Here is a 22,864-nt window from a genome sequence, read left to right as displayed (position 1 = left end):
GGCCACGGCGCTCAGGTACTGATGATCACTTCGAGGGTGCGGGGGCCGTGCACGCCCTCGACCCGGTTGAGCTCGATGTCGCTGGTGGCCGACGGGCCGCTGATCCAGGTGAGCGGCCGGGCCGGGTCGAGCCGGGCGACGGCCTCGGGCACCGAGGAGACGATCTGGTCGGCCCGCACCACGCACAGGTGGTAGTCGGGCACCAGCGTCTGGGCGCGCGTGCCCTGGCCGGGGCCGTGGTCGAGGACGATCGTGCCGGTCAGCGCGACGCCGACGGCGCAGCCGGTGACGACCCCGTCGGCGGTGTGCAGGTCGGGCCAGCTCTCGTGCCCGTCCAGGTCGAAACCGTCGGGGACGATCATGCGGCGGCCGGCCAGGCGTTCCTTGATCCAGCCGGGCACCTCGGCGGCCGGCAGGACGTGGACGACGGCCCGGTAGTCGTCCACCCGCTCCGCGAACAGCTCGACGAGATCGCCGGTCGCAGCCTGGGTGCGGTAGTCGCGAGGGATCTCGACGTCCTCGGTGCCCGCCACGGCCTTGGCGATCCGGGCCAGGATCTCCTCACGCGCGCTCATTCCGCTCCCACCAGTCTCTGAACGATTCTTCCGGGATCTCCGGCACGTCCCGGGTGTCGGTCCAGGCCGACATCGGGCCGGGCAGCCGCTTCTTCGGCACCAGCCCGCGCACCTTGGACGCGAGCCGCTGGGCCGCGGCCAGCCGCCGGTGGTCGTCGAGTATCCAGCCGGCGACCTTCATGCCGGCCTTCTCGGCCGCCGCGTGCGGGGCCTTGGCGCGCAGGTCCACCAGGACCTCGGGGATGTCGATGGCGACCGGGCAGACGTCGTAGCAGGCGCCGCACAGGCTGGAGGCGTACGGCAGCGAGGCGTCCAGCTCGGAGCCCATGCCGCGCAGCTGCGGGGTGAGGATGGCGCCGATCGGGCCCGGGTAGACGGAGCCGTAGGCGTGGCCACCCGCGCGCTCGTAGACCGGGCACACGTTGAGGCAGGCCGAGCAGCGGATGCAGCGCAGCGCCTGGCGGCCGACCTCGTCGGCGAGCACGCCGGTGCGGCCGTTGTCGAGCAGCACGAGGTGGAAGTCCTGGCCCTCGACCGCGCCGGTCCACATGCTGGTGTACGGGTTCATCCGCTCACCTGTGGAGCTTCTGGGCAGCAGCTGGAGGAACACCTCCAGATCCCGCCAGGTGGGCAGGAGCTTCTCGATCCCCACCACGCTGATCAGCGTCTCGGGCAGGGTGAGGCACATGCGGCCGTTGCCCTCGGACTCCAGCACGACCAGCGTGCCGGTCTCGGCCACCATGAAGTTGGCCCCGGAGATCGCGACCTTGCTGCGCAGGAAACGTTCGCGCAGGTGGAGCCGGGCGGCCTCGGCCAGCGCGGGCGGGTCGTCGGTGAGCCCTGCGGGGGTCTCCGGCATCTTCTCCAGGAAGATCTCGCGGATCTCCGACCGGTTGCGGTGGATCGCGGGCACCAGGATGTGGCTGGGGAAGTCGTCGCCGAGCTGCACGATCAGCTCGGCGAGGTCGGTCTCGTACGCGGTGATGCCCTCGGCGGCCAGCGCCTGGTTGAGCTCGATCTCCTGGGTGGCCATCGACTTGACCTTGACGACCTCGCGCTCGCCGGTGGCCTTGACCAGGCCGGTGACGATGCGGTTGGCCTCGGCGGCGTCGCGCGCCCAGTGGACGGTGCCGCCCGCGTCCTGGACGGCCCGTTCGAGCTGGACCAGGTAGCGGTCGAGGTTGCGCAGCGTGTGGTCCTTGATGGCCTTGCCGGCGGCGCGCAGCTCCGCCCAGTCGGGCAGCTCGCCGACGACGTCGGCCCGCTTGCCGCGGATGGTGTGAGTGGCTTTGCGGAGGTTGTAGCGGAGCTGGGAGTCCTGAACGGCCTTCTGCGAGTTTTCCGGGAAATTTCCGGGCATGCCGAGGAATGTCGCGCTCATTGGCTCTCCTCCGTGGACGCCAGGATCTCGGCCAGGTGCATCGTCCGCACGCCCGTCTTCTGGCGGCTCAGCGTGCCGCCGATGTGCATGAGGCACGAGTTGTCGGCCGCGCACAGCACCTCGGCGCCGGTGTCCATGATGTTGCGGGTCTTGTCGGCGCCCATCGCCGCCGAGACCGCCGGGTTCTTCACCGCGAACGTGCCGCCGAAGCCGCAGCACTCCTCCGCCCCGGGCAGCGGCACCAGCTCCAGGCCGCGCACGTGGCGCAGCAGCCGGGCGGGCCGGTCGCCGAGCCGCAGGCCGCGCAGCGAGTGGCAGGTCGGGTGGTAGGTGACGCGGTGCGGGAAGTACGCGCCCACGTCCTCGACCTTGAGCACGTCGATCAGGAACTCCGACAGCTCGTACACCTTGGGCGCGACCTCCGCGATCGCCGCGGCCCCCTTGCTGCCCGGCCGGGCCAGCTTGGGGTACTGCTCGCGGACCATGGCCGCGCACGAGCCCGACGGGGCCACCACGGCGTCGTACCCGGCGAAGACCTCGGTGAAGTGCCGGGCCAGGCGCACCCCCTCCGCGCGGTAGCCGGTGTTGACGTGCATCTGACCGCAGCACGTCTGGGCGGCGGGGAAGTCGACCTCGCAGCCGAGCCTGCGCAGCAGGGACACCACGGCCTTGCCGGTGCCGGGGAAGAGCGTGTCGTTCACGCACGTGATGAACAGGGCGACTCGCACGCCTCTCCTCTCGAAAGGTATGGTCTGACCACAATATGGTCAGACCATAGCAGGGAGGCCCGGGTGGACGGCAGTGGGTGGGGTCCGGTGAAGCGCACGCGCACGTTCGAGGACGTGCTCGCGCAGATCGAGCGGCGCATCGCCGAGGACGGCCTCACGGCCGGGGACCGCCTGCCCGCCGAGCGCCGGCTCGCCGAACAGCTCGGCGTCAGCCGCTCGTCCGTGCGCGAGGCGATGCGCGTGCTGGAGACGCTGGGCGTGGTCTCCTCCCAGGTCGGACGGGGTCCCGACGCGGGCGCGGTGCTGATCGCCCGCCCCGACTCGGCCCTGACCGGCCTGCTGCGGCTGCACCTCGGCCTCGCCACCCTGGAGCTGCGCGAGGTCATCGACACCCGGCACATGATCGAGCAGTGGGCCGCCGCCCGCGCCGCCTCCGCCCGCGCCGGCGGCGAGGCGCTGGCCGCCGCCCTCGCCGGCATGGACGCGGCGCGCACCGCCGAGGAGTTCGTCGAGCACGACACCGCCTTCCACTGCGCGCTCGCGGACGCCTCCGGCAACCGGCTCGTCTCCGCCGTCATGCGCTCACTCCGGGACACGATGCGCAAATTCTCGGTCGAGGCGGTCGAACGCCTCGGCGACACCGCGATCCTGCGCGCCGGCCACGTCCGCATCCTGGCCGCGATCGAGGCGGGCGACCCCGGCGAGGCCGCCGCGGCCGTGTCGGAGCACCTCGCCGACGCCTACCCCGAGCTGTTCACTCACTGAAGGGCGTCGGCCTGGCGGCAGCTCGCGCCCGAGCAGCGTGCCATCGTGTCCAACCTGGTGTCCAGGTTCGCCAGTAGCTTGGCGTCGGCCGTGGCCGCGAGGTTCTGCAGCTCGTACGGATCCGTCCGCAGGTCGTAGAGCTGTTTCTCGCCGGTGGCGTAGCGGACGTAGGTGTAGTGCTCGGTGCGCAGCGCGGTGTAGTCCGGCACCGGCGTCTGCCGCGCCGACGACCGGTTGGTGGGCCGGTGGAACTCGATGAGCGCGTTGTGCCGCCACACCGCCGGCTTGCACCCCTTGAGCAGCGGCTTCAACGACCGCCCTTCGGCGAACGGAGGCAGCGTGGCCCCGCCCAGGTCGGCGACGGTCGCCGCGAGGTCGACGGTGGCGCCCATCTGGCCGATCCTCGATCCGGGCCGGATGCCGGGCCCGCGCACCACCAGCGGGATCCTGATCGCCTCCTCGTACGGCGTGGTCTTGCCCTGCGGCAGCCGGTGGGTGCCGAGGTGGAAGCCGTTGTCCGAGGTGAACATGATGTAGGTGTCGTCGAGGTGCCCGCTCTCGCGCAGCGCGTCGACGACGGCCCCGACCAGGTCGTCCACGCCGAGCATCGCGCGCAGCCTGGCGCGGTGGCGGCGGTCCACGGCGTCGATCTGCTCCTGCGACAGCGGGAGCCTGCCGCGCAGCCACAGCGGCTCGGCGCTGACGTCGGCCTGGTTGAACGACGGCGTCCGGGGCGCGGTCACGTGGGGGAACGCCTCCTCGTGCCGCCAGGCGGGGTTGGCCGGGTTGTGCGGCGCGATCGGCGCCAGGTAGAGGAAGAACGGTTTGTCCGAGCTCTTGATGAACTGCCGGCTCTTGTCGGCGAGCACGTCCGACAGGTAGTCCTCCTGGCCCCAGCCGTGCTCGGTCAGGGCGCCGTTCTCGTTGAGCCGGTAGCCGTACTCCTCGTAGAGGTTGGTCACCGGGACGGCCCACTCGTTCCAGCCGGGCGGCACGTACGTCTCCGTGGCGGTGCGCCCCGGATAGTGGTTGAGGAACTTGCCCATCAGCGCGGTGCGGTAGCCGGCCGACTGCATCCAGGTGCCGATGGTGGAGTCTTCCAGGCCGAGGGTGTGGAAGCGGTCGAAACCGCCCTCCGGTGCGGTGTTGGTGAGCACGCCATGGCTGTGGACGTACTGGGAGCGCAGGATCGACGCCCGCGACGGGCAGCACCAGGAGTTCGTCACGAAGAACCGGTCGAACGTGGCCCCCCGGCGCACCAGATGCCGGGTGATCTGGGGGAAGTACGCCAGTGTGCCCGCCTCCAGGTCGTCGGTGACGATGAGGACGATGTTCGGCCGCGACGCGCTCGCGGCCACCAGGGGCTCGGCCGCGGGCAACAGCAGGAGCAGGACGCACGCTACGCGACAGAGACCTTTGACCACGGACTGTGACTGCCCGGAGGATCCTCCATTGACACCCGGCCCCCTCACGGGGGTAATAGAACTTAATTCCGGAGGTGTCACATGAAGCTCGGGCTCCAGTTGGGCTACTGGCAGCGCAACGCCGACGACGCGACCGCATCCGTGCTGGCGGCCGAGCGCCTCGGCTACGACTCGGTGTGGACGGCCGAGGCGTACGGCAGCGACGCGTTCACCCCGCTCGCCTGGTACGGCGCGCGCACCAGCCGCATCAAGCTCGGCACGTCGGTCGCGCAGTTGTCGGCCAGGCCGCCGGTGACGACCGCCATGACGGCCATGACGCTCGACCATCTGACCGGCGGCCGGCTGCTGCTCGGCGTGGGCGCCTCGGGCCCGCAGGTCGTCGAGGGCTGGTACGGCCAGCCGTTCGCCAGACCTCTCGCCAGGACCCGCGAGTACGTCGAGATCATGCGCAAGGTCTGGCGCCGCGAGGAGCCGGTCACCGCCGACGGCCCCCACTACCCGCTGCCGCTGCCTGACGGCCTCGGCAAGCCGCTCAAGCTCATCACCCACCCGCTGCGCCCCGACATCCCCGTCTACCTGGGCGCGGAGGGCCCCAAGAACGTCGCGCTCGCCGCCGACATCGCCCAGGGCTGGCTGCCGCTGTTCGCCTTCCCCGAGAAGATCGAGGAGATGTACGGCGGCGCGCTCGCCGGCGCCCCCGCCGGCTTCGAGGTGGCGGCCATGGTGACGGTGGTGGTCTCCAACGACGTACGGGCCGCGCTCGACGGCGTGAAGCTCATGCTCACCCTCTACATCGGCGGCATGGGCGCCCGGCACCGCAACTTCCACGCCGACATCATCGGCCGCATGGGCTACGGCGAGGCCGCCGAGCACATCCAGGCGCTCTACCTGGCCGGGCGCAAGGACGAGGCGTTCCGGGCGATCCCCGACGAGCTGGCCGACGGCATCTCGCTCGTCGGCCCGCCCGGCCGCATCAGGGAGCGGCTGGAGCTGTGGCGCAAGAGCCCGGTGACGAGCCTGCTCGTCATGGGCCCGCGCGACGAGCCCACGCTGAAACTGGTCCGCGACCTGGTCCTCGGGTAGCCGGTTCAGTCGGGTCGGGGCGCGGGATCGGCCGTGACCGACCTCAGCAGCGGCCGGCTCAGCGCCCCCGCCCCGATCACCCCGGCGAACCCGAGCACCACGCAGACCACCAGCGTGACGACCCCGGCCACGCTGACCCCGCCGATCATGAACGGCGTCGCGCAGAACGCCCCCACCAGGATCGCGCCGCCGCCCATCACGCCCAGCGGGATCAGCGTCTCGGCCCGCCTGGCCCGGTCCAGCACCTCCAGCGGCGTCCCGGCGAGGCGCAGCAGCCCGTACGTCTGCCGCCGGTCGAGGACCGACGAGGCGGCCGTGATGCCCGCGCTCGCGATGGCCACCAGGAACGACACCGACAGCACCACGATCGTCCCCACCCGCACGTCGGCCAGCAGTTGATCGCCGAAGCCCCGCTCGTCGGCCTCGGTCGTCGGGGTGCGGCCCGGGACGAGCCCGGCGAGCGCCGTACGCGCCCGGTCCATGGCCGCCGCGTCGAGCGGGCCCGACGGCGCGGCGACGACGGTCCGCTTGACGACCGTGACCACGGCGGGCACCTTCGCCGCCGCCAGCCGCTCGCGGGCCTGCCCGGCCACCTGCTCGGCCTGCCCGGCGGGCGCGAGGACACGGAGCTGCGGCGGCCCGTCGGCCTGCGCGAACGCGCCCGGGCTGAGCAGGCCGAGGAAGCCCGCCACGAACCCGGTCAGCGCCACCCCGCTCACCGTCCGCCAGGCGGAGCGCGGGTCGTCCACCAGCCTGCGCCCGGCCAGCAGCCGGGCGGGGCCGCGCGCCGTGCCCGCCGTGATCCGGCCGATGAGGCCCACCACCCACGGCCCGGCCAGGTTCAGGCACAGGAACGCGAGCCCGAGCGCCACGGCCACGATCGCCACGCTGGTCCCCTGGGTCAGCATCGGGAACGCGGCCAGCACCGCGAGCAGCGCGAGCACCCGGACGAAGCGCATGCCGGGCGGCGTCTCCCGCTTGGCCACGCCGAGCGGGCTCACCACCACCCGGCGCAGCCCCGCGACCGCCGACAACCCCACCAGCAGCGGCACCGCCACCAGCACCCCGGCCAGCACCGCCAGGCCGGGGAACAGGTCCCCCGCGAACCAGGCGCCGCCCTGGATCTCGATCAGCGTCAGCAGCGGCACGGCCAGCGCGAACGCCACCGCCCCGACCAGCGCCCCGGCCAGCGCCACGAGCACCGCCTCGGCCACCGTCATCCGCACCACCTGCCCGGGCGTCGCGCCGACCAGCCGGAGCGCGGCCAGCCTCCGGTCCCGCCTGGCCACCGTGAGCCGGGCCGCCGCGCCCCCGAACACCAGCAGCGGCACCACCATGAGCACGCTCGCGATGACCGCGAGCACCTTGTACGCCTCCGCGTCCTCGCTCGGCGTCCCCGCCAGGCTCGCGACCCTCACCGGCGGCTTGCCCACGATCCAGTCGTCACTGCGCTCGGCGGTCATCGCCGGCGCGTCCGGCGCGTGGCCGACGACCGCGACCAGCTCCCCCGGGTACACCAGGGCCTCGTCCCCCAGGACGCCCGCCGGGCGCGGGTAACGGTCGCCCAGCTCGGCGGGGAGCAGCTCACGGGCCAGCTCCGCGAGCGCGGGCGACAGCCACGTCTCCCCCGGCTTCGGGAAGCGCGGCAGGCCGGGCGGCGGAGCGGCGTCGGGCCGGAGCGCGGCGAGATCCACGACGGTGATCGCCCGGTCGCGTACGTAGTCGAAGCGGGACGCCTCGACGGCCACCGCGTCCTTGGCGGCCGCGTCCTTGGCCACCGGCACCGGGTTGCGCCAGGCACCGCGCTCGGCGCGGGCGTCGAAGGCCAGGTTCGCGGCCACGGCGAACAGCAGCAGCGCCGTGGACACGGCGACGGCCCCCAGCGTCAGCCAGACGCCCAGCAGCCCCTTACGGCCGCCGCCCTTGAGCAGCCGCCACGTCAGATCCAGGTTCACGCCGTCGCTCCGCTCATGGTCACCAGGTGGCCGTCACGGACCTCGACGGTGCGGTCGCACCAGGCGGCCACGTTCGGGTCGTGGGTGACGACGATCAGCGAGGCGTCGTTGTGCCGGGTCGCCTCCACCAGCAGCCGCATCGTGTCCTGCCCGGTCCGCTGGTCGAGCGCCCCGGTCGGCTCGTCGGCGAACACCACCGCCGGCCTGGTCACCAACGCCCTCGCGATGGCCACCCGCTGGGCCTGCCCGCCGGACAGCTCGCCCGGCCGCCGCGTCTCCATGCCCGGCAGGCCGAGCGGCGCGAACCACTCGCGGGCCTGCCGGACCGCCTGCTGCCGGGACACGCCGCCCAGCATGAGCGGCAGGGCCACGTTCTCCTCCGCCGGCAGCTCGGGCAGGAGCTGCCCGAACTGGAAGACGAAACCGAACCGGGTACGCCGCAGCGCGCTGCGCTTGCGCTCCCCCATCGCGTCGATGCGCTGCCCCAGCAGGTGCACCTCGCCCTCGTCCGGCCGCATGATGCCCGCGAGGCAGTGCAGCAGGGTGGACTTGCCTGACCCGCTCGGCCCCATGATCGCCACGGCCTCACCGGCCCGCACCGCGATGTCCACGCCGCCGAGGGCGACCGTCTGCCCGAACCTCTTGACCAGGGCCCGTCCAACAAGCACGTCGTTCATGCCCCTCAGCCTCCCGGCAGGCCCGTATCCACCGGATCGGCCGTGCGGCCATCCCGTCTCGACCGAACGGCCGATCTCTTTAGAGTTGGGGCCGTGACTATTCGGGTTCTCGTCGCCGACGACCAGCAACTAGTACGTACCGGCTTTCAGATGATCTTGGATGCGCAACCGGACATGGAGGTCGTCGCGGCGGTGGCCGACGGGGCCGAGGCGGTGGCGGAGGCGCGGCGGCTGCGGCCCGACGTGTGCCTCCTGGACATCAGGATGCCCAGGCTCGACGGCATCGAGGTGACCAGGATCCTGGCCGGCCCCGGCGTGGAGAACCCGCTGCGGGTGGTCATCGTCACCACGTTCGACCTCGACGAGTACGTCTACGGCGCGCTGCGCTCCGGCGCGACCGGCTTCCTGCTCAAGGACAGCGGGCCCACGCTGCTCATCGAGGCGGTGCGGGCGGCCGCGGCCGGAGACGCGCTGGTGTCGCCGTCGGTCACCGTACGGCTGCTGCAGCACCTCGCCCAGCCCCGGCGGGCCGCGCCGCCGCCCATGAACGACCCGCTGACCGAGCGCGAGCTGGACGTGGTGCGGCTGATCGCGCGGGGGCGCACCAACCAGGAGGTGGCCGCCGAGCTGTTCGTGTCGTTGTCGACCGTCAAGACGCACCTCGGCAGCATCTTCGCCAAGCTCGGCGTTCGCAATCGGGTCGAAATCGCTGCTTGGGCGTGGGAATCCGGCGTGGTGAGCTGATTAACGGCGGGCCTCGCGGGATAAAAAGTGAATCAGAACCGCAGCGCAAGGCCCGGGGAGAGAACATCGTGCGCCACACCCAGGCACCGCCCAGCAGAGCCGCCTCCGCCGTCTACGTCACGCTCGCCGCGCAGGTCCTCTCCCTCGCCGCTCTGGTGATCTTCGAGCAGGTTCGCGGGCGGCAGCTCGCCGCCCAGCTCGCCGCGTTCGGCGGACGGCCCCAGGGGGCCGAGGCGGAGGCGGTCGTGGGCGCGGTGACCGTGTTCGCGGTGCTGATCATGCTGGTGGCGGGCACCTCGGTCGCGGCCGGGGCCGCGTACGCGACGTGGCTCGTACGGGCCAGGCAGGCCAACGACCGCTCGGCGGCGACCGCGCCGGTGGCGGCGGCCTGGCTGATCCCCGGCGTCAACCTGGTGGCGCCCGCGCTGCTCCTGGACGAGGTCTGGCGCGGCACCCGGCCGCCCGCGGGGCGGCGCGGCCGATGGCTGGCGCTGCTGGCCGGGTGGTGGGTGAGCTGGCTGGCCACGCTCGCGCTGGTCACGATCCGGCTGCCGCTCGACTCCGCGGCCCGCGGCCTGACCGGGGTGGGGGCGCCCGAGCTGCTGTGCGCGGCGGTCGCCGCGGCGCTGTGCGCGGGCACCGTCCGCGAGCTGACCCGGCTCCAGCGCGCCGCCCGCTCCCCCCTCGCCTCCCTCCGCCCCCTCGCCGCCGAACCCGCCTCCGGCTCCACCCCCCTCAGCCACCCCATGTGACCCGCCCGGCCCCGGGCGAAGGGGTCAGGCGGCGGTGGGGCCGGAGCTGCCGGGGCTGGCGTGCCAGAGCCGGCGGGGCGGGGTGACGGCCGGGGCGATGTCGGAGTAGGGCGACAGCCGGAACCCGTTCGGATACTCGATGCGCCGCCCGCCCACGCCCGCCGGCTCCCCCGGCGTACGGCTGAGCAGGTCGCGGACCGCGTCGATGCCCTGCGACCGCCACAGGCCGTCCAGGTCGGCGAGGTCCCAGCAGTCGACGGCCCGCAGCGACACCGCCCGCACGCCGGTGCGCCGCACCACCCCCTTGGCCAGCATGAGCCACGCCCCGAACACGGTCGCGGCGCAGTGCCCCTGGACCGACTCGAAGAAGGTCAGGTCGATCGGCCCGGTGGAGTCATCCAGGGTGGTGAAGATGACCCGCTGCCCGGAGCGCACCGCGGGCGTCTGCGTGGCCACCTTGACCCCGGCCACCAGCACCTCGGACCCGTTGCGCCGGCGCAGCAGGTCGCGGGCGCGTACCACGCCGAGCAGGTCGAGCAGCTCGTCGTGGAAGCTGATGACGTGCCGGCTGACGTCGATGCCGAGGATCTCCAGCTCGGCCTCGACCATCTCGGCCTCGGTCATCTCGGGCAGCTCGCCGGGCGGCAGGTGCTCGGTGAAGCCCAGCGGGAGCTGCGCCGACGGCTGGGTTTCGGACGGCCGGGTTTCCAAGGGGCGGGTGTAGTGCTTGGAGGCGCGCGGCCCGGCCCGCACGCCGCTCGCCGACGAGCGTTCGAGCGCGCCGATCCGCGCGATCAGGTCGCGCCGGGTCAGCTCGCCGGGCTTCCAGCGCGGCCCGCCCGGACGCAGGTCGTGCAGCGCGTCGAGGCCGCCGACCTGCACGATCCGCTCGATGACGGGCCGCGAGGGCCGGGCGCGGTCCCAGAAGTCGGCCAGCGACGTGTACGGCTGCCCGGCCACCATCCGCTCCACCTCGGCCTCGCTCACCCCCTTGACCGCCGAGAACGGCACCCGCAGCGCGTACCCCTTGCCGAGGTCCTCGGCCCGGAACTCGCGCCGCCGAGGCTGCGCGTCCCGCGGGCCGGCGGCGAGCCGGTCGGGCCGCACCCGCACCGGCACGCGCGGCCCGAGCCGCTCCACCCGCCAGTCCTTGCCTGACTTGTTGACGTCGAGCGGCAGGATCTTGACCCCGCACTGCCTGGCCTCGTCGACGATGACCCGCGAGGGGTACATGCCGGGGTCGTGCGTGAGCACCCCCGCGAAGAACGCGGCCGCGTGGTGCCGCTTCAGCCACGCCGACTGGTAGGTGGGCAGCGCGAACGCCGCCGCGTGCGCCTTGCAGAACCCGAACCCGCCGAACGCGTCCAGCACCCGCCAGGCCCGGTCCACGGCCGCGTCGTCGAAGCCGTTGGCCCGCGCCAGTGGCACGAACGTCTTGCGCACCCGTTCGCGTCCCTCCGGCGTGCCGAGGGTGCGCCGCAGCAGCTCGGCGAAGGACAGGTCGCGCCCGGTCATCACCGAGATGATCTTCAGGACCTGCTCGTGGAACACCACGACGCCGTGCGTCTCGCGCAGCGCCTCGCGCAGCCGCTCGTGCGGGTAGTGCGGCTGCCGCCACCCCTGCCTGGCCTCCAGGTAGGGGGTGATCATGTCGGAGTTGACCGGCCCCGGCCGGAACAGCGAGATGTCCACGATCAGGTCGTGCATGGCGCGCGGCTCCAGCTTGGCCACCAGCTCCCGCTGACCGGGCGACTCGATCTGGAAGCACCCGATCGTGCGGGCGGCGCAGATCATGTCGTAGGTCTCCTGGTCGTCGTGCGGGACGTACTGAACGTCCGGGTCCTCCCCGCGCTGGGCGTCCAGCTCGACGGTGACGCCGTCCACGCGCTTGACCTCGCCCAGCGCGTACGCCAGCGCCGACTGCATCCGCACGCCCAGCACGTCCAGCTTGAGCAGCCCGGCCTCCTCCACGTCCTCCTTGTCGAACTGCGACATCGGGAACTCCAGCAGGCTGCGTTCGACCGGCGTCCGGTCGAGGAGGCCGGAGTTGCCCACGAGCACCCCGCACGGGTGCAGCGCGATGTGCCGGGGCAGCCCGTCGAGCCGTTCGGCGAGGCGGAACACCCGGTCCAGCCCGGCGTCGCCGAGCCGGCTGCCGCGCAGCTCGGGCAGGTCGGCGAGCGAGGCGGTGATCTGCCTGGCCCTGATGTGCGGGAACGCCTTGGCGATCGTGTCGATCTCGTGCGGCGGCAGGCCCATCGCCCCGGCGACGTCGCGGATGGCGCTGCGCGCCCGGTAGGTCTCCATCATGGACACGCAGGCCACGCGGTCCTCGCCGTACCGGTCGAAGATCGCCCTGTAGCAGTCGAGTCGGCGGGCGGACTCGACGTCCACGTCGATGTCGGGCAGCCCGACGCGCCCCTCGGACAGGAACCGCTCCATGAGCAGGCCGTGGTCGAGCGGATTGACCTCGCCGATGCCGATGAGGTAGTTGACCAGGCTGCCGGCGCCCGAGCCGCGGATGGCGCAGCGCACGCCCATGCCGCGGATCATGTCGGTGATGCCGGCCACCGCGATGAAGTAGCCGGACAGGCGCTTGCGCTCGATGATCGTCATCTCCTCGCCGAGCCGCCGCCGGGCGTCCGCGTCACGGCCGAGGCCGCGCCGGAGCAGGCCGTCCTCGACGCGGTGACGCAGCAGCGGCACCGGGTCCCTGCCGATCTCGGGCAGGTGCAGGTCGGGCGGGTCGTTGCGGAGCGCGAGCAGCCGCAGCGGGTCCATCGCGCACGCCTCGGCCAGCCGCCTGGTGGTGAACAGCAGCCGCCCCACCCGCGTCCGGTCGGCGCCGCAGACCTTGGCCGCCACCTGCCACATCTCCTTGGTGCTCTTGAGATAGGCGTGCGAGGTCGTCCGGTCGAGGTGGCGCGGGTGCAGGGGGACGAGCTGGCGGGCCGCGTCGAGCACGTCGCCCACCTGGTGGTCGGCCGGGTCGAGGTAGCGCACCGCGTTGGTGAGCACGGCGGGCACGCCCATGGACTCGGCCAGGCCGAGCATGCGCACGGCGGTGGTCGCGTCGCGGAAGCCGTACTGGTCGACCAGCTCGATCACCACGGCGGGCACCGCCGCCCGCCACAGGCCGAGCAGCGTCCGCGCGTGCTCGTCGCGCCGCGCGGCCACCGCGCGGCCCACGTCGGAACGGGGGCCGAGCAACACCACGAGCCCGTCGTCGGCGCCGAACCCGTGCTCGCCGCCGGGCCCGCCCGCCCATGCGCCGACCAGCTCGCGGGTCACCTTCGGCCGGCCGCGCTCGCCGGCCCGGTGGGCGGCGGTGACCAGGCGCGCCAGGCGCGACCAGCCCTCGCCGCGGGCCAGCACGGTGACGCGGTCCTCGGCCTCGGGGCCGGTGCGGGGCCGCTCGGCGCGCATGCCGGGCGCCGGACCGGCCGGCGGGGCGTCGAGCGCCAGGTCGACCCCGACGACCGGCGCGATCCCGGCGTCGGCGCACGCCTGGACGTGCTTGACGGCACCGTAGAGCCCGTCGCGGTCGGTCAGGGCCAGGATGTCCATGCCGTGCTCCGCGGCGCGCTGGGCGAGGGCCTGCGGGAAGGCGGTGCCGTAGCGCATGGAGTAGGCCGAGCACACATGGAGATGCGGGAACGGCGGCGCCATCAGTCCCACGCCCTCAGCAGCAGCCAGCCGTTGGCGGCGGTGTCGTAGCGCAGCTCGTAGGAGCCCACCTCGCGGCCGGGGCCGGCGTCCACGCGCCAGAACCGGCGCTCGCCCGGATCTCCCTCGCTCGTCTTCCACCATTCGCGCGCGACCACCCAGTGGTCGAGGACGCGGCGGACGAGGTAGAGCCGGTCGCGCCAGACGAACTGGATCGGCTCTCCGTCCCTCGTCCACACCTCTATCGGATCGCCATAGAGTCTGCTCAAGACGCTTCTCCCACGCGGCTCTGGTCGTGTTCGTGAGCCACCCGGGGGAAGGCGGGCGCTTATGACTCGAACATATGTTCTCCGGGCGCGGAACGCAAGTCGATCGCCTGCCGCACGAGCGGGTTGGCGCCGATCGAGTTGCGGATGCTGAAGGCCACGCTGCCCGCGCGGTAACGGTCGTCGGAGGACTCCACCGGGCGGCCCTCCTGCGTCGTCGTGGTGCGGCGCTGGCGCAGCAGCGGGCTGCCGCGGCGCACCCCCAGCAGGCGGGCGTCCTGGGCGCCGGCGGCGACCGCGTCGATGAGGTGTTCGCCGTAGGCGCACACGAGGCCGGTGGTGTCGTACAGGGCCTGGGTGACCGACTCGCAGTCGGCGGGCAGCGCCTCGACGGCGGGAGCCACCCAGGCGGCGTACACCGTCCGCTCGACCAGCACCGGCTCCCCCTCCAGCGTGCGCAGCCGCAGCACCTCCAGCACCTCGCCGCCGCCGAGCCTCGCCGACTCCGCGGCGCTCGCGGGGCGGCGGCGCTGCTCGATCACCTGGCCGCCGAAGCGGTGGCCGCCCGCGCGCGCCCACTGCGCGAAGCTGTGCAGCTCGGCGAAGCTCTGGCTGCGCGCCGCGCCGAGCACAATGCGCCGGGCGCCCTGCCTGGAGCCCACCAGTCCCTCGGCGGCGAGCACCGCCACCGCCTGGCGCACCGTGCCGCGCGCCGCGCCGTGCCGCCGGGCCAGCTCGGCCTCGCTGGGGAGCTGCGAGCCCACCGGGTACGCGCCGGAGATGATGCCTTCCCGCAGGTCATCGGCGATCAGTTCATAGCGAGCAGCCACGCCCGCCCCTCCCCGTTCATGAAAGAGCAACGTTCATGCGACTAACTGGTGCTCGCTTGTTTGTACAAGCTCCCCTAGTTTCGTGCCATACCCCCTGCACAATGGAGGCGTCGTGCTCACCTCTCGCGCCCGAGCGGCCGGAATCGCCGCGATACTCGCACTCGCAACCGCGGCCTGCGGCGCCGCCCCCGGCACCCAGCAGACCACCGAGGCGTCACAGGGCGGGGCGAACGCCGCCACCGCCACCTCCGCCGCCGACTTCGGCGGGCTGGACAAGCTCGTCGAGGCCGCCAAGAAGGAAGGCGCGCTCCACGTCATCGCCCTGCCGCCGGACTGGGCGAACTACGGCGAGATCATCGAGAAGTTCCAGGCCAAGTACGGCATCAAGATCGAGAGCGAGACCCCCGACGCGTCCAGCGCCGACGAGATCAACGCCGTCAAGACCCGCAAGGGCCAGGACCGCGCCCCCGACGTGCTCGACCTCGGCCAGTCGTTCGCGCTCAGCGGCGCGGCCGAGGGGCTGTTCGCGCCGTACAAGGTGCAGACCTTCGACAAGATCCCCGAGGGCCAGAAGGAGCAGACCGGCCTCTGGGTCAACGACTACGGCGGCTACGTGTCCATCGGCTGCGACGCCAAGAAGATCGCCACCTGCCCCACCAGCTTCCAGGACCTGCTCAAGCCCGAGTACAAGGGCAAGGTCGCGATGAACGGCAACCCGACCAAGGCGGGCTCCGCCTTCGCCGGCGTGTACGCCGCCGCGCTCGCGAACGGCGGCTCGTACGACGACATCCAGCCCGGCATCGACTTCTTCAAGAAGCTCAAGGACACCGGCAACTACAACCCGGTCGAGACCACCCCGGCCACCATCGAGAAGGGCGAGACCCAGATCAGCATCGACTGGGACTACAACAACGCCGCCTACGCCCCCCAGATGGCCGGCAAGGGCATCGACTGGCAGGTCAACATCCCCTCCGACGGCAAGTACTTCCAGATGTACGCCCAGGCGATCAACAAGGACGCCCCGCACCCGGCCGCCGCCCGGCTGTGGCAGGAGTACCTCTACAGCGCCGAGGGCCAGAACCTGTTCCTCAAGGGCTTCGCCCGTCCCGTGCTGCTGCCCGCCATGACCTCCGACGGCACCGCCGACCAGGCGCTCGCCGACAAGCTGCCCAAGGTGGACGGCGAGCCGACCTTCCCCACCACCGAGCAGGTCGACGCGGCCAAGGCCAAGCTGGCCAGCGGCTGGGACGCCGCGATCTCCGGATGAGCCGTACCCGGTCGAGCGGCTGGCTGGGCGCGCTGCCCCTGCTGGCGTTCTTCGCGCTGGTCTTCGGCGTCCCCGCCGTCGTGCTGGTGGCGGGGGCGTTCACCGCGGAGGGGCGGCCCAGCACGGCCAACCTGGCGCTGAGCCTGCAGGGCGGCTACCTGACCGCCCTGCTCGGCAGCGTGAAGCTGTCGGCCGTGGTGGCGCTGGCGGGGGCCGTGCTCGGCACGTTCCTCGCCTACGCCGTCGTCACCTCGCGCTCGCGGCTGCTGCGGGAGGCGGTGCTGACCGCCTCCGGCGTGCTGGCCAACTTCGGCGGGGTGCCGCTGGCGTTCTTCTGGATCGCCACGCTCGGCAACTCCGGCGTGGTCAGCGGGCTGGTCGGGCTGCCGTCGGGGTCGCTCTACACGTTCTGGGGGCTCGCCGTCGTCTACCTGTACTTCTCGGTGCCGCTGATGGTGCTCGCCATGGCGCCGGCGCTGGACGGCCTGCGCCCGCAGTGGCGGGAGGCGGCGGCCAACAGCGGCGCCACCGCCTGGCACTACTGGCGCTACGTGGCGCTGCCGGTGCTGGCCCCGGCCATGCTGGGCGGGGTGGTGCTGCTGTTCGGCTCGGCCTTCTCCGCCTACGCCACCGCCAACGCCATGGTCGGCACCGTCGTGCCGCTCGTCACCCTGAAGATCGCCGCCGCGCTCACCGGCGACGTGCTGATCGGCTACGAGAACATCGCGCTGGCGCTCAGCCTCGACATGATCGTGGTGGCCGGCCTGGTCATGGCGATCTACCTGCCGCTGCAGAGGAGGACCTCGCGATGGCTGCACTGACCGGGCTGGAGCCCGTCGCCACCGCCGCCCCCGCGAAGGCGCCCGCCCGGCCGCGGGTGTGGCGCGGGCTGGTGTTCCTGGTGGCCGGGCTCTACTTCCTGGTGCCGCTCGGCGCCTCGCTCTGGTACACCCTCTACTCGCCCGGCTCCGGGGTGTCGTTCGCGCCCTACGCCGAACTGCTGACGGCCGAGGGCTTCGCGAGCTCCCTGACGCTGTCGCTGGGGCTCGCCGCGGCCACGATCGCCGTGGTGCTGCTGCTGGCGCTGCCCGCGATGCTGGCCGTACGGCTGTTCGCGCCGCGGCTGCGGCCGGTCATGGAGGTGCTGTGCACGCTGCCGCTGGTGGTGCCGCCGATCACGTTCGTGGCGGGGCTGTCCACCGCGCTGCGGAACGGCACCGAACTGCTGGCGCCGACGCCGTTCTGGGCCACGATCATCGCGGTCCAGGACCCGGGGTTCCCGATCGTGCTGGTGCTCGCGTACGTGGTGCTGGTGCTGCCGTTCGTGTACCGGTCGCTGGACGCCGGGCTGCGCACGATGGACGTGCGGACGCTGGTGGAGGCGGCGCGCAACCTGGGGGCCTCGTGGCCGTACGTGCTGTTCCGGGTCGTCGTGCCCAACCTGCGCTCGGCCCTCGCCAGCGCGTCGTTCCTGACGCTCGCGCTCGTCCTCGGCGAGTACACCGTCGCCAGCCTGCTCGGCTACCAGCCGTTCGCGGTGTGGATCGTGACCGTGTCCGGGTCGAAGGGCCAGCTCTCGGTGGCCGTCTCGATCCTGAGCCTGCTCATCATCTGGCTGCTCCTGCTGGCCGTCTCGACCGTCTTCGGTAAGGAGAAGAGGAAATGACCGCATCGGCTCCGGCGTCCGTCGAATTCCGGGCGCTGCGGCGGGAGTTCGGGAAGACGGTCGCGCTGGACGGGCTCGACCTGCTCATCGAGCCCGGCGAGTTCGTCGCCCTGCTCGGTCCTTCCGGGTGCGGCAAGACGACGGCGCTGCGGTGCGTGGCCGGGTTCGAGCGGCCCGACTCCGGCGCGGTGCTCGTGGACGGCAAGGACGTCACCCGCGTGCCCGCCAACAAGCGCGACGCCGGGATGGTCTTCCAGTCGTACTCGCTGTTCCCCAACCTGAACGCCCGCGACAACGTCGCCTTCGGGCTGCGCGTGCGCAAGGTGCCCGCCGCCACCCGGCGGGCCCGCGCGGACGAGCTGCTGGAGCTGGTCGGCCTGCCCCAGCACGCCGACCGCTACCCCCACCAGCTCTCCGGCGGCCAGCAGCAGCGGGTCGCGCTGGCCCGCGCGCTCGCCCTGGAGCCGCGCGTGCTGCTGCTCGACGAGCCGCTGTCGGCGCTGGACGCCAAGGTACGGGTCATCCTGCGCGAGGAGATCCGGCGGCTCCAGCTCGACCTGGGCATCACCACCGTCTTCGTCACCCACGACCAGGAGGAGGCGCTGTCGGTCGCCGACCGGGTCGCGGTCCTGCGGGACGGGCGGCTGGAGCAGGTGGGCGCGCCCGCCGAGATCTACGACCGGCCCGCCACGCCGTTCGTCGCGGAGTTCGTCGGCACCATGAACCACCTCGCCGGGCGGCTCGGCGGCGACCGGGTGAGCGTGCTCGGCCAGAGCCTGCCCGTGGACGGCCCCGTCCCTGACGGCTCGGACGTGGACGTGCTGGTCCGGCCGGAGGCGGTCAGGGTGGAGCCCGCCGAGGACGGGCCCGCCGAGGTGCTGGCGGCGTCCTTCCGTGGCTCGTCCGTACGGCTCAGGCTCGCCGTGGACGGCGGCGAGGTGCTGGCCGACGTGCCCGGCCACGAGGCGGCGCGGCTCGGGCCCGGGACGCGGGTCGCGGTGCGGCTGGTGGAGCGGCCCGTGCTGGTGGCGGCCCGTACGGTCACGACGCCCGCCCCCGTCGTGGCCGCCGATGCCGTCTGATCCCGACGCCGTCCTGCTCGATCTGGACGGGACGCTGGTGGACACCGAGGGGGCGTGGTGGCGGGCGGTGGCCGGGGTCGCCGCCGCGTCGCTCGGGCGGCGGCTGGAGGAGGCCGACGTGCCGCACGTACGCGGCCGTACCGCCGCCGACGCCGCCGCCCACCTCCTCCCCGCCGCCGCGTCCGGAGCCGCTGTGGCCGCGCTGGCGGAGCGGCTGGTGGACGCCTTCGCCGAACGGCTCGCCCGCGACGGCGTGCCGGTGCTGCCCGGGGCCCGCGAGCTCCTGACCGACCTCGCGGCCGCGTCCATCCCCACGGCCCTGGTCAGCGCGTCGCCTCGGCGCGTGGTCGAGCTGGTGCTCCCCTGCCTGCGCCACTCGTTCCACCTGGTGGTCGCCGACGGGGAGACGGCGCGCGGCAAGCCGTATCCGGACCCGTACCTGGAGGCGGCCCGGCGGCTCGGCGCGGCCCCCGAGCGCTGCGTGGCCGTCGAGGACAGCCCGGCGGGCGTCGCGGCGGCCACCGCCGCGCGGTGCCGGGTGCTGGTGACGGGGCCGGCGGGACCGCCGTCGCTGGCCAGGATCCGCGCCTGCCTCGCCGCGTCGGGAGATGCCTTGTGACCATGCTCCCGCGATCACGGCGGTGTCGGTAAGCTTGCGCGGCGTGAAGAACGGTGAAACCTCCCACATCGGGCGCTACAGGGTGCTGAGCGTGCTGGGGCGGGGCGGCATGGGCACGGTTCATCTCGCCGAGGACCCCGCCGGCCAGCGGGTCGCCGTCAAGGTCATCAACCCCGAGCTGAGCCAGCACGAGCAGTTCCGCCTGCGCTTCCGCAGGGAGGCCGACGCCGCGCGCCGGGTGCGCAGGTTCTGCACGGCGGCGGTGCTGGAGGCGGCGCTCGACGGCGACCAGCTCTACGTCGTCACCGAGTACGTGCCGGGCCCCAGCCTGGAGCAGGCCGTACGCGAGTCCGGCCCGCTGCGCGGCTCCAGCCTGGACGCGCTGGCCGTGAGCGTGGCGACCGCGCTGACCTCCATCCACGCGGCCGGGGTCGTCCACCGCGACCTCAAGCCGTCCAACGTGCTGCTGTCGCCGGTCGGCCCGCGCGTGATCGACTTCGGCATCGCGCGGGCGCTCGACACGCTCGGCGGCGTCACCGGCACCGGCGAGCTGGTCGGCACGCCCCGCTACATGGCGCCCGAGGTGCTGCGGGGCGAGCCGGTCTCGCCGGCCTGCGACGTGTTCTCGTGGGGGTGCCTGGTGGCGTTCGCGGCGAGCGGGCGGGCGCCGTTCCCTGGTGACACGCTGCCCACCATCGTCTACCAGGTGCTCAACACCGAGCCCGCGCTCGACGACGTCGATCCCGGGATGCGCGAGCTGGTCAGGGCCGCGCTGCGCAAGGACCCGGCCACCCGGCCGACCGCCCAGCAGCTCCTCGACCACCTCGTCGGGCGGGCCGCCGAGCCGGAGCAGGCCACGCGGACGGTCCAGGCGACCTGGCAGCACGCCGGCGGCCCGTACGCGCCCGGCCCCACCCTGCCGCGGCCGGTGTACGGGGCGCGGCGCGGCAAGCTGTACGCGGCGGCCGCCGCCGGGGCCGCGCTGCTCGTGGCCGCGTCCGTGGGGGCGTGGGCGCTGCTGTCGCCCGGCGGCCCGCCCGACCTCGGCATCCTGTACGCCGAGGACTTCACCCAGACCTCCGGCGGCTGGAACGGCACCTACGACGCCAACGCCGACGCCTCCTACGGATACCGGACGGACGGGACGTACGGGCTGGACGTCAAGCAGGGCAGCGGCTACGAGGAGCGGTGGGCGAAGGCTCCCATCCCCTTCCTCGTCGCCACGCCGACCACCACGCCCAACCCGACGGCCAAGCCCACGCCGATGCTGCCGACATCGGTGGTCATCGGCGTCACCGCCGAGGTCAAGAAGGCGTCGGGCACCGGCGAGTACGGCGTCTACTGCCACAGCACCGACGAGGAGGGCTACTACGAGTTCGGGCTGGACACCGGGGGCAAGGCCAGGATCCGGCGGGTCCTGGACGGCTCGGGCGGCACCCTCACCCCTCCGGTGCAGGTGGACGGGCTGACCGGCGGGCCGGTCAGGATCGTGGTGGCGTGCGAGCAGATCGACACGACGACGCGGCTGACCATGTGGGTCAACGACGACCGGGTGCTCCGGGTGGAGGACCCCGACGGGATCAGCAACGGGTCGCTCGGGCTGTTCGCGCGTACGACGAAGGCCGAGGGGTCGCTGCTGCAGACCACGTTCGACGACTTCGAGCTGCGCGGCAAGAAGGCCGACCCCTGATCGCCGGTCAGAGAACCCCCGCGCGCGCGGCGGCGAGTGCGGCGTCGGCGGCGCGGTCGGCGTCCCGCTCGCTCACCGGCTCGTGCGCCACGAACAGCCGGTAGTAGACGGGCGCGACCGCCACCCTGATCACCTCGCGGACGTCCACCACGTCGGGCAGCTCGCCCCGGGCGACCGCCCGCCGTACGACCTCGGCCGACTGCTCGTGCCTGGCCACGAAGAAGTCGTGCAGCGCCCGCGCCGCCGCGTCGTTCTGCACGGCGGCCGCCACGAACGCCAACGACACCGGCCCCAGCTCGGGATCGGCGAACCCCGACCGTACGAGCTGCACGACGCCCCGCAGGTCGCCCTCGATCGTCCCGGTGTCGGGGATGGGCCACGGCTCGTCGCGCGCCAGCTCCAGGGCGTCGGAGATGAGCCCTTCCACGTTGCCCCAGCGCCGGTAGACGGTCGTCTTGTGCACGCCGGACCGCTCGGCCACCCGCTCCACCGTCAGCCCGGTGTAGCCGTGCTCGGCCAGCTCGGCGAGGGTCGCCTGGCGTACGGCGTCGCGTACGCGCGCGCTGCGCCCTCCCGGCCGCTTGCTGCCACCCGCTTCCAAAAACTACTCCAGTTGCGTTTGCTTGCTCGGTTGTGCTTAGCTAACGCTACCGCAGTTGCGATTGGAGTTCCATCCTGATCCACCTTCACAGCGTTTCCAAGTCCTACGGCGAGCGCGTCGTGCTCGACGACGTCACCGTGTCCGTCAAGGCGGGCGAGCGCGCGGGCGTCGTCGGCGAGAACGGCTCGGGCAAGTCCACCCTGCTCCGGCTCCTGGCCGGGGTCGAGCGTCCCGACGACGGCGAGATCACCGTACCCACCGCCACCGACGACGTCGGCTACCTCGGCCAGACCCTCGACCTGCCGCCCACGCACACCGTCCAGCAGGCCGTGGACGCCGCCCTGGCCGGGCTCCGGGCCATCGAGCGCCGCCTGCGCGGCCTGGAGTCGACCCTCACGACGGCCACCGGCGACACCGCCGCCGCGGCCCTGGCCGAATACGGCGAGCTCCAGACCCTCTACGAAGCGCGCGGCGGCTACGAGGCCGACGCCCGCGTCGACAAGGCGTTCCACGGCCTCGGCCTCGCCCACGTCGGCCGCGACCGGGCTCTCGGCAGCCTGTCGGGAGGCGAGCTGGCCCGGCTCGGGCTGGCCTGCGTCCTCGCCGCCGCGCCCCGCGTCCTGCTCCTCGACGAGCCCACCAACCACCTCGACGAGCCGGCCCTGACCTGGCTCGAAGACCGCCTGCGCGAGCACCGCGGCACGGTCGTCGTGGTCTCCCACGACCGCGTCTTCCTCGGCCGCGTCGCCACCGCCGTCCTGGAGGTCGAGGGCGGGGCCGTCACCCGCTTCGGCGGCGGCTACGACGGCTTCCTCGCCGCCAAGGCGACGGCACGGGCCCGCTGGGAGCAGGCGTACGCGGCCTGGTGCGCGGAGGTGCGCCAGGTGCGCGAGCACGCCGCCACCACCGCCCACCGCGTCGCCGCCGGCGGCCTCATGCGCGACAACAACAAGATGGCCTACGACCGCAACGCGGGACGCGTGCAGAGCTCGGTCTCCAGCCGCGTCCGCAACGCCCACGAACGCCTCCGCCGCCTCCTCGACAACCCGATCCCCCGCCCCCCGTCCCCCCTCCACTTCCACTCCCCCTTCAC

21 protein-coding genes are annotated in these 22,864 nt (G+C 73.2%); 11 read left to right on the top strand and 10 right to left on the bottom strand.

Annotation, left to right across the window (positions count from 1 at the left end; all coding sequences use genetic code 11):
• Positions 1 to 11 precede the first annotated feature (11 nt).
• The 3 genes from BMW85_RS45020 to BMW85_RS45010 are packed head-to-tail and all read right to left on the bottom strand — an operon-like array spanning position 12 to position 2,684.
• Entirely contained in the window at positions 12 to 575 is a 564-nt protein-coding gene (locus tag BMW85_RS45020) for a LutC/YkgG family protein (protein WP_091093814.1), read from the bottom strand.
• A complete protein-coding gene (locus tag BMW85_RS45015) occupies positions 562 to 1,956 on the bottom strand; it encodes a lactate utilization protein B (RefSeq protein ID WP_091093812.1) in 1,395 nt (464 codons plus the stop codon). Before BMW85_RS45015 ends, BMW85_RS45020 begins: the two co-directional genes overlap by 14 nt.
• The gene (locus BMW85_RS45010; RefSeq protein ID WP_091093810.1) at positions 1,953 to 2,684 is read right to left on the bottom strand and encodes a (Fe-S)-binding protein; all 732 of its coding nucleotides are present in this window, start codon (positions 2,682 to 2,684) and stop codon (positions 1,953 to 1,955) included. Before BMW85_RS45010 ends, BMW85_RS45015 begins: the two co-directional genes overlap by 4 nt.
• An 87-nt stretch (positions 2,685 to 2,771) precedes the next feature.
• Here BMW85_RS45010 and BMW85_RS45005 point away from each other — a divergent pair, with 87 nt between their 5' ends.
• Entirely contained in the window at positions 2,772 to 3,449 is a 678-nt protein-coding gene (locus BMW85_RS45005; protein ID WP_245775464.1) for a FadR/GntR family transcriptional regulator, read from the top strand.
• On the opposite strand, the gene BMW85_RS45000 is transcribed toward BMW85_RS45005, so the two are convergent.
• The gene (locus BMW85_RS45000; protein ID WP_245775463.1) at positions 3,443 to 4,828 is read right to left on the bottom strand and encodes a sulfatase family protein; all 1,386 of its coding nucleotides are present in this window, start codon (positions 4,826 to 4,828) and stop codon (positions 3,443 to 3,445) included. The two genes, BMW85_RS45005 and BMW85_RS45000, sit on opposite strands and share 7 nt — an antisense overlap.
• Before the next feature lie 126 nt (positions 4,829 to 4,954).
• Between BMW85_RS45000 and BMW85_RS44995 the strand changes: the two genes are divergently transcribed.
• On the top strand, positions 4,955 to 5,956 hold the full coding sequence (locus tag BMW85_RS44995) for an LLM class F420-dependent oxidoreductase (RefSeq protein WP_091093806.1): 1,002 nt from the start codon (positions 4,955 to 4,957) through the stop codon (positions 5,954 to 5,956).
• Between the two features lie 5 nt (positions 5,957 to 5,961).
• Here BMW85_RS44995 and BMW85_RS44990 read toward each other — a convergent pair whose 3' ends face one another.
• Entirely contained in the window at positions 5,962 to 7,911 is a 1,950-nt protein-coding gene (locus BMW85_RS44990; RefSeq protein ID WP_091093804.1) for an FtsX-like permease family protein, read from the bottom strand.
• Positions 7,908 to 8,588 carry an ABC transporter ATP-binding protein gene (locus BMW85_RS44985; protein WP_091093803.1) on the bottom strand — a complete coding sequence of 227 codons (681 nt, stop codon included), beginning with the start codon at positions 8,586 to 8,588 and terminating at the stop codon, positions 7,908 to 7,910. The genes BMW85_RS44990 and BMW85_RS44985 overlap by 4 nt, the downstream gene beginning before the upstream one ends.
• A 93-nt stretch (positions 8,589 to 8,681) precedes the next feature.
• Between BMW85_RS44985 and BMW85_RS44980 the strand changes: the two genes are divergently transcribed.
• Together BMW85_RS44980 and BMW85_RS44975 are read left to right on the top strand one after the other, a co-directional pair.
• Entirely contained in the window at positions 8,682 to 9,332 is a 651-nt protein-coding gene (locus BMW85_RS44980) for a response regulator (protein WP_091093801.1), read from the top strand.
• 68 nt (positions 9,333 to 9,400) lie between these two features.
• Positions 9,401 to 10,084, top strand: coding sequence for a DUF4328 domain-containing protein (locus BMW85_RS44975; RefSeq protein ID WP_245775462.1), 684 nt, complete (start codon positions 9,401 to 9,403; stop codon positions 10,082 to 10,084).
• Positions 10,085 to 10,108: 24 nt separating this feature from the next.
• Here the strand turns inward: BMW85_RS44975 and BMW85_RS44970 are convergent, their stop codons facing one another.
• The 3 genes from BMW85_RS44970 to BMW85_RS44960 are packed head-to-tail and all read right to left on the bottom strand — an operon-like array spanning position 10,109 to position 14,846.
• The gene (locus BMW85_RS44970; protein ID WP_177241222.1) at positions 10,109 to 13,753 is read right to left on the bottom strand and encodes a DNA polymerase III subunit alpha; all 3,645 of its coding nucleotides are present in this window, start codon (positions 13,751 to 13,753) and stop codon (positions 10,109 to 10,111) included.
• The gene (locus BMW85_RS44965) at positions 13,753 to 14,019 is read right to left on the bottom strand and encodes a DUF6504 family protein (RefSeq protein WP_026214111.1); all 267 of its coding nucleotides are present in this window, start codon (positions 14,017 to 14,019) and stop codon (positions 13,753 to 13,755) included. The genes BMW85_RS44970 and BMW85_RS44965 overlap by 1 nt, the downstream gene beginning before the upstream one ends.
• A 59-nt stretch (positions 14,020 to 14,078) precedes the next feature.
• The gene (locus tag BMW85_RS44960) at positions 14,079 to 14,846 is read right to left on the bottom strand and encodes a GntR family transcriptional regulator (protein WP_091093800.1); all 768 of its coding nucleotides are present in this window, start codon (positions 14,844 to 14,846) and stop codon (positions 14,079 to 14,081) included.
• Positions 14,847 to 14,958: 112 nt separating this feature from the next.
• Here BMW85_RS44960 and BMW85_RS44955 point away from each other — a divergent pair, with 112 nt between their 5' ends.
• Genes BMW85_RS44955 through BMW85_RS44935 form a run of 6 tightly spaced genes read left to right on the top strand, consistent with a single transcriptional unit; the run spans position 14,959 to position 21,170 of the window.
• A complete protein-coding gene (locus BMW85_RS44955; RefSeq protein ID WP_091093798.1) occupies positions 14,959 to 16,113 on the top strand; it encodes an ABC transporter substrate-binding protein in 1,155 nt (384 codons plus the stop codon).
• Entirely contained in the window at positions 16,110 to 16,934 is an 825-nt protein-coding gene (locus tag BMW85_RS44950; protein ID WP_091093797.1) for an ABC transporter permease, read from the top strand. The genes BMW85_RS44955 and BMW85_RS44950 overlap by 4 nt, the downstream gene beginning before the upstream one ends.
• Complete coding sequence (locus tag BMW85_RS44945) at positions 16,922 to 17,779, top strand: ABC transporter permease (protein ID WP_091093795.1); 858 nt, start codon at positions 16,922 to 16,924, stop codon at positions 17,777 to 17,779. Before BMW85_RS44950 ends, BMW85_RS44945 begins: the two co-directional genes overlap by 13 nt.
• On the top strand, positions 17,776 to 18,861 hold the full coding sequence (locus BMW85_RS44940; RefSeq protein WP_091093794.1) for an ABC transporter ATP-binding protein: 1,086 nt from the start codon (positions 17,776 to 17,778) through the stop codon (positions 18,859 to 18,861). Before BMW85_RS44945 ends, BMW85_RS44940 begins: the two co-directional genes overlap by 4 nt.
• Complete coding sequence (locus BMW85_RS50110) at positions 18,851 to 19,480, top strand: HAD family hydrolase (RefSeq protein ID WP_218156222.1); 630 nt, start codon at positions 18,851 to 18,853, stop codon at positions 19,478 to 19,480. Before BMW85_RS44940 ends, BMW85_RS50110 begins: the two co-directional genes overlap by 11 nt.
• Positions 19,481 to 19,523: 43 nt before the next feature.
• Complete coding sequence (locus BMW85_RS44935) at positions 19,524 to 21,170, top strand: serine/threonine-protein kinase (protein WP_177241212.1); 1,647 nt, start codon at positions 19,524 to 19,526, stop codon at positions 21,168 to 21,170.
• A 7-nt stretch (positions 21,171 to 21,177) separates the two neighbouring features.
• Here BMW85_RS44935 and BMW85_RS44930 read toward each other — a convergent pair whose 3' ends face one another.
• Entirely contained in the window at positions 21,178 to 21,771 is a 594-nt protein-coding gene (locus tag BMW85_RS44930; protein WP_091093792.1) for a TetR/AcrR family transcriptional regulator, read from the bottom strand.
• Between the two features lie 119 nt (positions 21,772 to 21,890).
• On the opposite strand from BMW85_RS44930, the gene BMW85_RS44925 reads away from it, so the two are divergent.
• Positions 21,891 to 22,864 (top strand): ATP-binding cassette domain-containing protein (locus tag BMW85_RS44925; RefSeq protein WP_143082622.1); only part of this gene is annotated, 974 nt, incomplete at its 3' end.

It is taken from the genome of Nonomuraea wenchangensis, assembly GCF_900111685.1.
Classification (GTDB): Bacteria; Actinomycetota; Actinomycetes; order Streptosporangiales; family Streptosporangiaceae; genus Nonomuraea; species Nonomuraea wenchangensis.
The sequence above is the reverse complement of the archived record's forward strand: the minus strand, read 5'-3'. Positions and strand labels throughout refer to the sequence as shown.

Coding starts and splice junctions, on each gene's coding strand:
- BMW85_RS45020 (WP_091093814.1), bottom strand. CDS start 575: ATGAGCGCGCGTGAGGAGATCCTGGCCCGGATCGCCAAGGCCGTGGCG.
- BMW85_RS45015 (WP_091093812.1), bottom strand. CDS start 1,956: ATGAGCGCGACATTCCTCGGCATGCCCGGAAATTTCCCGGAAAACTCG.
- BMW85_RS44995 (WP_091093806.1), top strand. CDS start 4,955: ATGAAGCTCGGGCTCCAGTTGGGCTACTGGCAGCGCAACGCCGACGAC.
- BMW85_RS44985 (WP_091093803.1), bottom strand. CDS start 8,588: ATGAACGACGTGCTTGTTGGACGGGCCCTGGTCAAGAGGTTCGGGCAG.
- BMW85_RS44970 (WP_177241222.1), bottom strand. CDS start 13,753: ATGGCGCCGCCGTTCCCGCATCTCCATGTGTGCTCGGCCTACTCCATG.
- BMW85_RS44950 (WP_091093797.1), top strand. CDS start 16,110: ATGAGCCGTACCCGGTCGAGCGGCTGGCTGGGCGCGCTGCCCCTGCTG.
- BMW85_RS44945 (WP_091093795.1), top strand. CDS start 16,922: ATGGCTGCACTGACCGGGCTGGAGCCCGTCGCCACCGCCGCCCCCGCG.
- BMW85_RS44940 (WP_091093794.1), top strand. CDS start 17,776: ATGACCGCATCGGCTCCGGCGTCCGTCGAATTCCGGGCGCTGCGGCGG.
- BMW85_RS50110 (WP_218156222.1), top strand. CDS start 18,851: ATGCCGTCTGATCCCGACGCCGTCCTGCTCGATCTGGACGGGACGCTG.